Origin of the sequence: Polymorphospora rubra (assembly GCF_018324255.1) — a bacterium.
GTDB lineage: Bacteria > Actinomycetota > Actinomycetes > Mycobacteriales > Micromonosporaceae > Polymorphospora > Polymorphospora rubra.
The window spans coordinates 6,127,651-6,139,918 of the sequence record NZ_AP023359.1; the positions used below are offsets into that span (position 1 = coordinate 6,127,651).

At 73.5% G+C, this 12,268-nt stretch carries 6 protein-coding genes; all 6 read left to right on the forward strand.

The annotated features are described in order from the left end of the window. Positions 1 to 26: 26 nt before the first annotated feature. Positions 27 to 968 (forward strand): EamA family transporter, encoded by a 942-nt coding sequence (locus Prubr_RS27690; protein ID WP_212817831.1) that lies wholly within the window; start codon positions 27 to 29, stop codon positions 966 to 968. Between the two features lie 162 nt (positions 969 to 1,130). Beyond that, on the forward strand, positions 1,131 to 2,546 hold the full coding sequence (locus Prubr_RS27695; protein ID WP_212817832.1) for a condensation domain-containing protein: 1,416 nt from the start codon (positions 1,131 to 1,133) through the stop codon (positions 2,544 to 2,546). A 106-nt stretch (positions 2,547 to 2,652) separates the two neighbouring features. After that, complete coding sequence (locus tag Prubr_RS27700; RefSeq protein ID WP_212817833.1) at positions 2,653 to 5,802, forward strand: non-ribosomal peptide synthetase; 3,150 nt, start codon at positions 2,653 to 2,655, stop codon at positions 5,800 to 5,802. Further along, positions 5,799 to 11,318, forward strand: coding sequence for a non-ribosomal peptide synthetase/MFS transporter (locus Prubr_RS27705; RefSeq protein ID WP_246567729.1), 5,520 nt, complete (start codon positions 5,799 to 5,801; stop codon positions 11,316 to 11,318). Before Prubr_RS27700 ends, Prubr_RS27705 begins: the two co-directional genes overlap by 4 nt. 132 nt (positions 11,319 to 11,450) lie before the next feature. Then, on the forward strand, positions 11,451 to 12,053 hold the full coding sequence (locus Prubr_RS27710; protein ID WP_212817834.1) for a class I SAM-dependent methyltransferase: 603 nt from the start codon (positions 11,451 to 11,453) through the stop codon (positions 12,051 to 12,053). Between the two features lie 55 nt (positions 12,054 to 12,108). Further along, complete coding sequence (locus tag Prubr_RS37775; RefSeq protein ID WP_281425848.1) at positions 12,109 to 12,234, forward strand: hypothetical protein; 126 nt, start codon at positions 12,109 to 12,111, stop codon at positions 12,232 to 12,234. The last annotated feature ends 34 nt before the right edge of the window (positions 12,235 to 12,268 follow it).

A 12,268-nucleotide genomic window follows, 5' to 3' on the forward strand; every position in this document is an offset into this window, starting at 1 on the left:
CCTTCCATGGAAGCTATATTGCTTCCATGGAAGGTAATCTCCGGTGGAGCCTGGTGACCGCGGTCGCGCCGGTGGCCTGGGGCACCACGTACTACGTCACCCACCAGTTCCTGCCGGCCGACCAGGCGCTCTACGGGGCGGTGATCCGGGCCCTGCCGGCCGGCCTGCTGCTGCTCGCCGTACGGCGCCGGCTGCCGGTCGGCCCGTGGTGGTGGCGGTCGGCGGTGCTGGGCACCCTGAACATGGGCGCGTTCTTCGCCCTGGTCTACCTGGCGGCGCAGGTCCTGCCGACCAGCGTCGCCTCGACCGTCATGGCGACCTCCCCGGTCGCGATGATGATGATCGCCTGGGCGCTGCTCGCCGAACGCCCGCACCTGCCCGCCCTGGCCGGCGCCGGCCTCGGGATCGTGGGTGTCGCCCTCATGCTGTTCACCGGTACGTCCGCGGTCGACCCCGTCGGCGTACTGGCCTCGGTGGCCGCGATGGCCATGTCGTCGGTCGGCTACGTCCTGACCAAACGGTGGGGCGGCCAGGTCGACGTGCTGGCGTCGACCTCGTGGCAACTCGTCGCCGGCGGCGCCGTCCTGCTGCCGGTCGCCGTCGCCGTCGAGGGCGCGCCGCCGGACCTCGACGCCGCGGCCGTCCTCGCCTTCGGCTACGTGACGGTGGTCGCCACCGCGCTCGCCTTCGTCGCCTGGTTCGCCGGGCTGCGTCGGCTCAGCGCGGCGACGGTCGGGCTGATCGGCCTGCTGAACCCGGTGACCGGGGTGCTGCTCGGCACCCTGCTCGCCGCCGAGACGCTGACCGCGCGTCAGGTCGGCGGCATCGCCCTCGTCCTGGCCGGGATCGCGCTGGGCCAGCCGGCGGTGGCGGCCCGGTTGACCGGCCGTACGAGGCGTGGTCGGCGCGCCGACCACGACATCCGGGAGTCCGGTGACGGAGCGCGCCGCGCGGCACCGACAGCGTGACCCTTCCGAAGGTCGATCGGATCGGCCGAACGGTCATAGGAATGCCCTTTCTTATGGATGGTCAAGACCGGTCCCGGCAAACAGATACTTGTCGAAACATCCGGGCCGACCGTGGCGGTGCACCGACCACAGTCGACGGTGCAATCAAGATCGGCGGTATCGATGATCGAGGGGACGGTTCTGCCGACCGACCCGACCACACACGGGTGGACCGCCGTCGACTTCACCGCCGCGCCCACCCCCTCCGCGCCGATCACCTGGGGGCAGCGGGCGCTGTGGATGGCCATCCTGCGCAAGCCGGAATACCAGCCGAACATCAACCTGCGCCGGGTGGTGACGGTGCCCCGGCGTGCGCCGGCGGACGTACTGCGGGCCATCGGCGCGCTGCTCACCCGGCACAGTTCGCTGCGCACCCGGCTGCGCACGGTCGACGGGGACCTGCGCCAGGACGTCGTCGACAACGGCACGCACCCGGTGCTGCTGGTGCCCGCCGACGTCACCGCCGACGGCGTCCCGGTCGACGTCGGCGCCGCTGACGTCGCCCGCGTCGCCGACGAGACCGCCGCCCGGCTGGCGTCGACCGCGTTCGACCACGCCGAGGAACTGCCGCAGCGCATCGCGCTGGTCCTCGTCGCCGGACGGGTCCGTCAGGTCGTGATCGTCTTCAGTCACACCACCGTCGACTTCCGGGCCGCCGAACTCGTCCTGCGCGACCTGCGGCTGCTGCTCCTGCGCGGGGCGATCGACAGCCCGGCCGGGCTCCAGTCGGTCGACGTCGCCCGGCGCGAGCACGACGCCGGCGCCCGCCGTCGCGGCGAGCGGGCGGTGGCCCGCTGGGTCGACGGCTACGGTCGGCTGCCCCGGGAAACCCTGCCCGAGGTCGGCCCGCCGCTCTCGCCACGGTTCCGGCGCGGGGTGCTGGTCTCGGCGGCGGCCGACACCGCCGTACGCATGATCGCCAACCGGCACCAGGTCACCAGCTCGACCGTCATCCTCGCCGCCACGTCCCTGGTGCTGGCGACCTGGTCCGGCAACGACGTCGTCGGCGTCTACACGATGGTCAGCAACCGCTCGCTGCCCGGCTACGACGAGGCGATCGCGAAACTCAACCAGCTCGGCATGGTCGTCGTCGACCTCGCAGACCGGCCCACCTTCGCCGATCTGCTGCCCCGGGTCTGGTCGGCGGCGATGAACGCCTACCGGTCGGCCTACTACGACCCGGCCGACATGCGGACCGCGTTCGAGGCGGCCGGCTACCCGTACGCCACCGGCATCAACGCCCACTGCTACCTCAACGACATCCGGCTCGCCACCGACGCCGACCTGTTCGGACACGACACCTCGCCGGCCCGGGTCCGGGCCGCGCTGGCCGAGTCGTCGTTCAACTGGGCGGAATCGTTCGACGCCTTCACCTGGCGGACCCGGCTCGAGATCGTCGACCGGCCGGGCGGCCTCGGCCTCGCGCTGACCGCCGACACCGCCCACCTGCCGCCCGACCGGGCCGAGCGCCTCCTGCGCGACCTCGACCGGCTGCTGGTCGAGGCCGCCCTCCACGACGTCCCGTGGCCATGGCGCTGACGCCGACCACCACCCGACCGCGACCGGCACCCACCGCGGCGGTCACCCCGGCCCGTCCCGGCCGGACACCCACCGGCCAGAAATCTCCCGAGGAGTGTGGCGAACGATGATCGAGCTGCCGCTGTCACCAGCGCAGGAACGGCTGTGGTTCCTCGACCGGTTCGATCCGGGCCAGCCCAACAACGTCGCCTTCGCCCGTCGCCTGCACGGCCCGCTCGACCCGGACCTGCTCACCCGCGCCCTGGCCGTGGTCACCACCCGGCACGAGGCGCTGCGGGCCACGTTCGTCGAACGTGACGGCGCACCCGTACAGGTGATCGCCGACCCCGGCGAGTTCGACCTCGAACGCGTCGACCTGTCCGGCGAACCCGAACAACTGCGGGAGGACCGGGCCCGCGAGATCGGCTGGGACTACTTCGACACCCGGTTCGACCTGGCCGGCGGTCCGTTGATCCGGGCCGCGCTGCTCAGGTTCGCCGCCGACGACCACCTGCTGGTCATGGTCGTCCACCATGTCGTCTTCGACGGCGCCTCGCAGGCCGTCCTGATCGCCGACCTCGGCATCGCCTACGGCGCCCTGCTCACCGGCACCGAACCCGCCTTCACGCCGCTGCCGATCGGCTGGAGCGACTACGTACGCGAGCAGGCCGACCAGCCGCCCGGCAAGACCGAACAGGACCTCGCCTACTGGCGCGAGCGGCTCGCCGACGCACCCGCCCTGACCCTGCCGACCGACCTGCCCCGGCCGCTGTTCAAGACCCCGCGCACCGAACGGGTGCACCACCGGATCGCCGGCGACCTCGCCGGTCAGGTGCAGCGGCTGGCCCGCAGCCAGCGGTGCACCCCGTACATGGTGCTGCTCACCGCCTGGCAGCTGCTGCTCGGCCGGCACGCCGGGCAGACCGACGTCAGCGTCGGCTCGGCCAGCGCCGGCCGGTCCCGTACCGAACTCGAACCGCTCGTCGGCTGCTTCGTGCACACCCTGGTCATGCGCGGCGACCTGTCCGGCGACCCCACCGTCGCCGACCTGCTGCGCCGCACCCGCACCACCGCCCTGGAGGCGTACGCGCACCAGCAGATCCTCTTCGAACGGCTGGTCAGCGAACTCGACGTGGCCCGCGACGTCAGCCGCACGCCGCTGTTCGAGACGATGTTCATCCTGCACACCCAGGACAGTCCCGAGATGGACATCCTGCCCGGCATCAAGGGCGCCCCGTTCTCGATCGGTATCACCCAGGTCCTGTTCGACCTGGTGCTCGACGCCTGGATCGGCCCGGAGATGCTGGCCCTGTCGCTGCGCTACGACACCGGCCTGTTCACCCCGGACACCGTCCGCGCCTACCTGCAGCGCTACGAGGTGCTGCTCCGGGCCATGATCGCCACCCCGGACGCCCGGCTGTCCGAACTGCCGATGGACGACGTCACCGGCCAGCGCCAGGTGCTCGCCTGGGGCCAGGGGCCGCGCCGCCGCTACAGCGGCACCGTACCGAGCCTGTTCGCCGCCCGGGCCGCCGCGCACCCCGACGCGCCCGCCGTCGACGACCACACCTACGGCACCCTCGACGCGCGGGCCGACCAGATCGCCCGGCACCTGTCCGGGCTCGGCGTCGGACCGGGCTCGGTCGTCGGCGTCTGCCTGGACCGTGGCCCCGACCTCGTCGCGACCCTGCTCGCCGTCTGGCGTTGCGGCGGCGCCTACCTGCCGCTCGACCCGAACCTGCCGGCCGCCCGGCTGTCCTGGCTGCGCGCCGACGTCGACGCCAGCCACCTGGTCACCCGGCACGGCGTCGCCCCGGACCTCGACGGATACGCGCACGTCGTCGACCTGGCCACCGCCGACCTCGCGGTGGGGGAGGCCGCCGCCGTCGAACCCCGCCACGACCCGCAGGCACTGGCGTACATCCTGCACACCTCCGGCTCCACCGGCCGGCCCAAGGGCGTCGAGGTGTCGCACGCCGCGCTGACCAACCTGCTGCTGTCGATGCGCGACACGCTCGGCAGCGGCCCGTCCGACGTGTGGCTCGGCCTCACCTCGCTGTCGTTCGACATCAGCGGCCTGGAGCTCTACCTGCCGCTGGTCACCGGCGCCCGGCTGGTCCTCGTACCCGAGGAGAGCGTCAAGGACGGCGTCGCCGTCGTCCGGATCGCCCACGACAACGCGGTCACCCACGTGCAGGCGACCCCGTCCGGCTGGCGGATGCTGCTCGACGCCGGCTTCAACACGCCGACCGTGACCGCGCTGACCGGCGGTGAGGCGTTGCCGCCCCGGCTCGCCCGCGAGCTGCGGCCCCGGGTGCGCCGCCTGGTCAACGTGTACGGCCCCACCGAGACCACGATCTGGTCGACGGCCGCCGAGATCGCCGACGCCGCGTCGGAGATCACCCTCGGCGGCCCGCTGGCCAATACCCAGCTCTACGTCGTCGACGCCGCCCTGCGGCCGGTGCCGGTCGGCGTACCCGGTGAACTGCTGATCGGCGGCGCCGGCGTCGCGCTGGGCTACCGCGGCCGCCCGGAGCTGACCGCGCAGCGGTTCGTCCCGGACCCGTACGGGCCGCCCGGCGCCCGCCTCTACCGCACCGGCGACCGGGTCCGCTGGCTGCGCGGCGGCAAGCTGGAGTTCCTCGGCCGGGTCGACCACCAGGTGAAGATCCGCGGCCACCGTATCGAACTCGGCGAGATCGAGGCCCGGCTCAGCGGACACCCCGACGTGCACCTGGCCGCCGTCGTCACGGCGGGGGAGGGGCACGACACCCGACTCGTCGGCTACGTCACCGCCGCCCCCGGCGCCGAACCGTCCAGCCGGCAGCTGCGCGCCCACCTGGCCGAGGAACTGCCCGCCTACATGGTTCCCGGCCAGGTCGTCGTGCTCGACGCCATGCCGCTCAACACCGCCGGGAAGATCGACCGTCGCAGCCTGCCGGCCGCCGAGGCCGGCGACCTCGAGGTACGCGAGTACCTCGCACCCCGTACCGAGATGGAGGAGATGGTCACCGCCACCTGGGGCGACGTCCTCGGCCGGGACCGGGTCGGCGCCCTCGACGACTTCTTCGACATCGGCGGCCACTCGCTGCTGGCCACCCGGGTCGTCGCCCGGCTCGGCGCCGCCCTCGGCCTGGAGGTGCCGATCCGGGTGCTGTTCCTGCACTCCACCGCCGAGACGTTCGCCGCCGCCGTCGAGGAACTGCTCGTCGCCGACGTCGAACAGCTCTCCGACGACGAGGTCGCCAGCCTGCTCGACGGCGGGGTCGCCCGGTGACCGTCACCGCGCCCCGCCCCGGCGGCCTGTCCGAGCAACGCCGGGCCCTGATCGCCCAGCGGCTGCGCCGCGCGGCGGCCGCCACCGCCACGACGGCGGCGATCCCGCGCCGGCCCGACGGCGACCCGCCGGCCGTCTCGTTCGGGCAGGAACGGCTCTGGTTCATGGAGCAGCTCAACCCCGACACCACCGCGTACGTGATGCGGGCCGCGATCCGGCTGCAGGGCCGGCTGCACCTCGACGCCCTGCGGGCCGCCCTCGGCGACCTCGCGGACCGCCACGAGACCCTGCGCACCAGCTTCCCGGTCTCCGACACCGGCCTGCCGACCGTCCACATCGCACCAGCCGTGGAGGTTCCGTTCCGGTTCGTGCCGCACGACCCGGCCGCCGGACCCGACGTGCTCGGCTGGGCCCGGACCCTGACCACCCGGGACTCCGGCCCCTTCGACCTGACCCGGGCCCCGCTGCTGCGGGCCATGGTCGTCGAGATCGGCCCCGACGACCACGTGCTGCACATCGCCATGCACCACGCGGTCAGCGACGGCTGGTCCCGGCCGGTGCTGCTCGGCGACTGGGCCGCCCTCTACGCCGCCCGGCTCGGCCAGGGCCCGGTGCCACCACCGCTCCCCGTCGGGTACGCCGACTACGCCGCCTGGCAGCGTGAACGCCTCGACGGCCCGGCCGGGGAGGCGGACCTGGCCTACTGGCGGCGGACGCTGTCCGGCGTACCACCGCTCGACCTGCCGACCGACCGACCCCGCCCGCCCGAGATGGGCACCGACGGCGCCGGCTACAAGATCCGGTTCCCGGACGAGCTGATCGAGGCGCTGCGCCACCTCGGCCGCGAACACCAGGCGACCCTGTTCATGACCCTGCTCGCCGGCCTGCACACGCTCCTGCACCGGGCCACCGGCCAGCGCGACTTCGCGGTCGGGTCACCGGTCGCCGGCCGGATCCGTCCCGAGTTGGAGAACCTGGTCGGGCTCTTCGTCAACATGCTGTCGCTGCGGGCCGGGATCGGCGCCGCGACGACCTTCGCCGACCTGCTCGACCAGACCCGCGACCGGGTCCTGGAAGCCCTCAGCCACCAGGAACTGCCGTTCGAACGGCTGGTCCAGGACCTCAACGTCGAACGCGACACCAGCCGGTCCCCGATCTTTCAGGTCCTCTTCGGCATGCACAACTCCGAGGGACCCGCCGGCACCTGGCCGGACGGCCTCACCGCGCTGCGCTACGGCCTGCAGATCACCAGCACCAAGCACGACCTGTCGCTCTACGTCGACGAACGTCACGACGGCATGTGGGGCGTCTTCGGCTACCGCACCGACCTGTTCGACGACGCCACGATCGCCCGGCTCGCCGACCAGTACGTACGGCTGCTCACCCGCGCCGCCCGCACCCCCGACGCGGCACTGTCCGAACTGGACCTGATGAGCGGGGCGCAGCGGTCCGCCGTCCTCGCCCTCGGCGCCCCGCCGCCCGTACCCGCCGTCGCCGGCACCCTCGACGACGTCGTCACCCCGCACGTCACGGCCACCCCCGACGCCCCCGCGATCGTCGCCGCCGGCAGCACCACCAGCTACCGCGAACTCGACGCCGCCGCCAACCGGCTCGCCAACTGGCTGCACGGTCGGGGCGTCGGCCGCGGCGCCCTCGTCGGTGTCTGCCTCGAACAGTCCGCCGAACTCGCCTCGGCACTGCTCGGCGTGCTCCGCGCCGGCGCCGCCTACGTACCGCTCGACGCCGAACTGCCGCCGGCCCGGCTCGCCGCCATGGTCGACGACGCCCGCCCGGCCCTGGTGCTCACCACCGCCGAACTCACCGACCTGTTCGGCACCGCACCCACCGTCGCCCTCGACCGGGTACGCGACCAGATCGCCGCCCGGCCGGCGACCCGGCCCGGCCCCGGCGCCGGCCCCGACGACCTCGCCTACGTCATCTACACCTCCGGCTCCACCGGCCGGCCCAAGGGCGTCGGCGTCGCCCACCGGCAGGTCCGCAACTACCTGGCCGACGTCGCCGAGCGCTTCGCGGCCGTTCCCGGCGCCAACTGGGCCCTGCCGCAGTCGCTGTCGTTCGACTTCGCCGTCACCGTCTTCTACCTCGGCCTGGCGACCGGCGGCGCGGTCCACCTCGTGCCACGCCGCTGCACCGGCGACGAACTCGCCAGCTATTTGCGCGAACACCGCGTCGACTACCTGAAGATGACCCCGTCGCACCTCGCCGCCCTCGCCGTGGAGGTGCCACCGGCCGACCTCGTGCCGGCCCGGGCCCTGATCCTCGGCGGCGAGGCGTCCCGGCTCGACTGGGCCGCCGCCCTCGCCACCGGCGACGCCCGCGTCGTCAACCACTACGGCCCGACCGAGGCCACCGTCGGCGTCACCACCTACCCGGTACCCGCCGACGCCGAAGGAACGGGCGCCACCCCGATCGGCACCCCGCTGCCGCACGCCCGCGTCTACGTCCTCGACGACCGCCTGCGCCCCGTCCCGGTCGGCGCCACCGGCGAGATCTACCTCGGCGGCGACCGGCTCGCCCGCGGCTACCTCAACCAGCCCGGCCTGACCGCCGGCCGGTTCGTCGCCGACCCGTACGCCGTCGGACCCGGCGCCCGCATGTACGCCACCGGCGACCTCGGCCGCTGGCGCCCCGACGGCCAACTCGAGTTCCTCGGCCGCCGCGACGGCCAGGTCAAGGTACGCGGCTACCGGGTCGAACTCGGCGACGTCGAAGCCGCCCTGACGGGCTGCCCCGGCGTCGGCGCCGCCGTCGCGACACTGCGCGGCGACCGGCTCGTCGGCTACCTCCAGCGCGAACCCGACCGACCCGACACCGACCCCGCCACCCTGCGCCGGCTGCTCGCCGACACCCTGCCGGAATACATGATCCCCAACCTGTTCGTCTGGTTGGACCGGCTGCCGCTGCAGGAACACGGCAAGGTCGACCGCCGGGCCCTGCCCGAGCCGGCCGCCGCCGTCTCCACCGTCGAACACGTCGAACCGGACGGACCGGTCGAGACCGAGATCGCCAACGTGTGGCAGGAGGTGCTGCGCGTCGAACGGGTCGGCGCCCTCGACGACTTCTTCGACCTCGGCGGTCACTCCCTGCTGGCCACCCAGGTCGTCGCCCGGCTGCGCCGTACGCTGGCCACCGACCGGCCGGTCAGCGTCATGGACGTCTTCCGCTGCCGCACCGTACGCGCCCTCGCCGCCCTGGCCACCGGCGAGGACGGCGCCGACACCGGCCGGCTGCTGCACGAACTGACCCGCCGACCCGCCGGCCCCCGGCTGCGCTCCTACGTCTGCGTCCCGTACGGCGGCGCCAACGCCGTCGTCTACCAGCCGCTCGCCGACGCGCTGCCCGACGGCCACAGCCTCTACGCCGTCGCCGTACCCGGCCACGACATCGGGCTCGCCGAGGAGATCGAACCGGTCACCGTCACCGCCCGGAAGTGCGTCGACGAGATCCTGGCCACCGTCACCGGCCCACTCGTCGTCTACGGCCACTGCGGTCCCGGCGGGGCCCTCGCCGTCGAGATCGCCCGCCGGCTGGAGGAGGCCGGCCGCGAACTCGACGCCGTCTATCTCGGCGGCATCTTCCCGTTCGCCCGGCCGATCGGCGGCCTCACCGGCTGGCTGTCCAAGCTACGGCTGCGCGAACGGTTCCGCGGCGACCGGGTCTACGCCAACTGGCTGCAGGGCATGGGCGCCGACCTCGGCGCCCTCGACGAGGAACAGCAACGCTTCCTGATCCGGGCGATGCGGCACGACGCCGAGGCGGCCGAGGACTACTTCACCGACCTGCTGCACAAGCGGGTGACGCCGCTGCGGGCGCCGATCATCTCGGTGGTCGGCGACCGCGACCCCGGCACCGAATACCACGAGGAACGCTTCCGCGAGTGGCACTTCCTCTCCGGCACCACCGCCGTGGTGGTGCTCGCCGAGGCCGGCCACTACTTCGCCAAGTTCCGGGCCGGCGAACTCGCCCGCATCCTCACCACGGTCGACCGGGGGCTGACGGCGGCCGGCTCATCCGAACCGCCCGACCCGGCCGGGCCCGCCCCGGCCGCCTCGTGGGCACTCGCCGACGTCTCCCGGACCATCGCCGCCCCGGCCGACACCGGACGGCAGCCCGGGATGCGGCGCTTCCTCACCGTCGCCACCGGCCAGATCGTCTCCGCCACCGGCTCGGCCCTCACCGGCTTCGCCGTACCACTGTGGACCTACCTGGAGACCGGCTCGCTGATCCGGTTCGCGCTGTTCGCCGTACTCGGTCAGGTGCCCGGCATCCTCGTCGCCCCGATCGCCGGCGCCATCATCGACCGCAGCGACCGCCGCCTCGCCATGCTCGCCGGTGACATCGCCGCGCTCGCCGCCATCGCCACCTTCGCAGCCCTGTACTGGACCGACAACCTCGTGCCCTGGCACGTCTACACGTTCGTCGGCTGGCTGTCGGTCGCGTTGACCTTCCAGCGGCTGGCCTACCTGTCCGCCGTACCGCAGCTCGTCCCCAAGCGATACCTCGGCCACGCCAACGGCATGGTGCAGCTCGCCGGCGGTGTCGCCCAGTTCCTCGTGCCACTGGTCGCCGTCGGCCTCATCGCCACCATCGGACTCGGCGGCATCCTGCTGATCGACCTGGTCAGCTACATGTTCGTGACCACCGTGCTGCTCATCGTCCGGTTCCCGAACACCATGGCCCGACGCCGCCGGGAGAGTCTGCTCGCCGAGATCACCGGCGGGTTGCGCTACACCGTACGGCACCGCAACTTCCGCGCCATGGTGCTCTTCTTCGCCGCGTTCAACCTCTTCCTCGCCCCGATGTTCCTGCTGCTGTCGCCGCTCGTGCTCGCCTTCGCCCCGCTGGAGTCGGTGGCCCGGGTGTCGCTCGCCGGCGGCGTCGGGGCCCTGCTCGGGGGCGGCGTCATGGCGGTCTGGGGCGGCCCGCGCCACCGCCGGATGCGTGGCATGCTGCTGGTGACGTTCGCGTTCGCCGCCGCCGGGCTGCTCACCGGTCTGCGTCCCAGCATCGCCGTGGTCGCCGCCGGCGCGCTCGGCATGTCACTGTCGCTGTCGATCATCAACGGCATCTGGCTGACCATCATCCAGACCAAGGTGCCGCAACGCCTGCACGCCCGGGTCATCGCCCTCAACATGGTCATCGCGCTGTCGACGATGCCGCTCGGCCAGGCCGTACTCGCCCCGACCCTCGTTCCGATCTTCGAGCCGCTGCTCGAGGACGGCGGCCCGCTCGCCGGCACCGCCGGGGTGGTGCTCGGTGTCGGCGCGGGGCGCGGCACCGGCCTGCTGTACGTCCTGCTCGGGCTCTGCATCGCCGTGGTCGTCGCGGTGTCGCTGCGGATCCGCAGCCTGGCCCGCTTCGACGACGAGGTCGCCGACGCGACACCGGACGACCTGATCGGCCTGCGGACGTTCGCCGACCGGGCCGCCGCCGATTCGGCCGACCCGGCCGGTGCGCCGGCGGCGGCCGAGCCGCGCGAGCCCGCCAGGGTCTGACCGGTCGGTGCCCGGACACCCCGAGGTCCGCGGCTTGCGCTTTCGGCAAAGAAGTTTGTCACCTCGTTGCGGGTGGGGGCAGGTTGGGGGCAGCCGGCGACGATGCGCGCCGCCCACCCGGAGGAGACGACGATGGACGCAGGGTTCTGGGACGAGATGTACCGCAGTCGCGACCAGCTGTTCAGCGGTGCACCCAACGGAGTCCTCGTCGCCGAGGTCACCGACCTGCCGCCGGGGCGCGCCCTCGACGTGGGATGCGGTGAGGGCGGCGACGCGCTCTGGCTGGCCCGGCACGGCTGGCAGGTCACCGCCATCGACGTCGCCCCGACCGCGCTACGCCGCGCGGCCGCCAACGGCACGGACGTCACCGGCCGCGTGACGTGGACCCTGGCCGACCTCGCCAGCACGCCCCCGCCGGCCGGGGCGTTCGACCTGGTGTCCGCCCAGTACTTCCCGCTCCCGCACCAACCGGACCACACCGCGCTGCGCGGTCTGCTGGCCGCCGTCGCACCCGGCGGCACCCTGCTCGTCGGCGGCCACGACCTCGCCGACCTGCCCCCACCGCAGGAAAACCAGCCCGACCCCGGCGACTACTACCAGCCCGCCGAGATCGCCGACCTCCTCGACCACGACTGGACCATCCTGATCAACGAGACCCGCCCGCGAACCGCCCCCGCCCCCGCCGGCACCCACCACACCCACGACACGGTCCTGCGGGCGCGCCGCCTACGGTGATCCGGCGCCCCCGGCCCTCCGCTGCCCCGCCAGCGGGCGGGCCGCGGCGGCGGGGGTGGGTGCGGCCGACGACGTCGCCCGCCGGATGACCCCGGAGCAGCGCCGGGTGCTGCGGGCGACGGGCGCCGTGCCGGCCGGGTTCATAAACGAGGTCGAACAGGAACGGCGGCGCTGGGCGTAGCCGGCGCTCTGGGAACGCCCGTCGGTCGGACCCT